We start from the raw sequence: 1,049 nt of genomic DNA, 5'->3' as shown, positions 1-1,049 counted from the left end.
CGTACGCGGGCGTTGTTCGGTTCCTGGTACGAGTTCTTCCCCCGCTCGGAGGGCGCGGTGGTGCGGGAGGGGGCGGCGCCGGTGTCGGGAACGTTCCGCACGGCGGCGCGGCGGCTTCCGGCGATCGCGGAGATGGGCTTCGACATCGTCTACCTCCCGCCCGTCCACCCCATCGGCACCACCTACCGCAAGGGCGCCAACAACACCCTGTCCGCGGGCCCCCACGACGTGGGCGTGCCCTGGGCCATCGGCTCCCCCGAGGGCGGCCACGACGCGGTCCACCCCGGCCTGGGCACCCTGGAGGACTTCGACGCCTTCGTGACCGAGGCCGCCCGCCTGGGCCTGGAGGTCGCCCTGGACTTCGCCCTGCAGTGCTCCCCCGACCACCCCTGGGTGGACAAGCACCCCGACTGGTTCGCCCACCGCGCCGACGGCACCATCGCCCACGCCGAGAACCCGCCCAAGAAGTACCAGGACATCTACCCCCTGGCCTTCGACCGCGACCTGCCCGGCCTGGTCACCGAGACCACCCGCCTGCTGCGCTTCTGGATGGGCCACGGCGTCCGCGTCTTCCGCGTCGACAACCCCCACACCAAACCCGTCGCCTTCTGGGAACAGGTCCTCGCCGACATCCACCGCACCGACCCCGACGTCCTCTTCCTCGCCGAGGCCTTCACCCGCCCCGCGATGCTGAGCACACTCGCGGCGATCGGCTTCCACCAGTCGTACACGTACTTCACCTGGCGCAACACCAAGCAGGAACTGACCGACTACCTCCAGGAGCTGTCGACGCAGACGGCGCACTATCTGCGGCCGAACTTCTTCGTGAACACCCCCGACATCCTGCACGCCTACCTCCAGCACGGCGGCCGCCCCGCCTTCGAGGTCCGCGCGGTGCTCGCCGCCACCCTGTCGCCCACCTGGGGCGTCTACAGCGGCTTCGAGCTGTGCGAGAACACCCCGGTCCGGCCCGGCAGCGAGGAGTACCTGGACTCCGAGAAGTACCAGCTGCGCCCCCGCGACTGGGCCGCGGCCGAGCGCGAAGGCCG

General features: G+C 71.0%; 1 pseudogene. It reads left to right on the top strand.

What is annotated here, in order from left to right:
* Positions 1-1,049 (top strand): annotated as a pseudogene (locus GPA10_RS41510) (alpha-1,4-glucan--maltose-1-phosphate maltosyltransferase); the annotation flags it as partial.

The sequence above is a fragment of the Streptomyces typhae genome, assembly GCF_009755605.1.
GTDB lineage: Bacteria > Actinomycetota > Actinomycetes > Streptomycetales > Streptomycetaceae > Streptomyces > Streptomyces typhae.
Note: the sequence above shows the minus strand (reverse complement) of the source record. Positions and strands in the feature narration are given on the sequence as shown.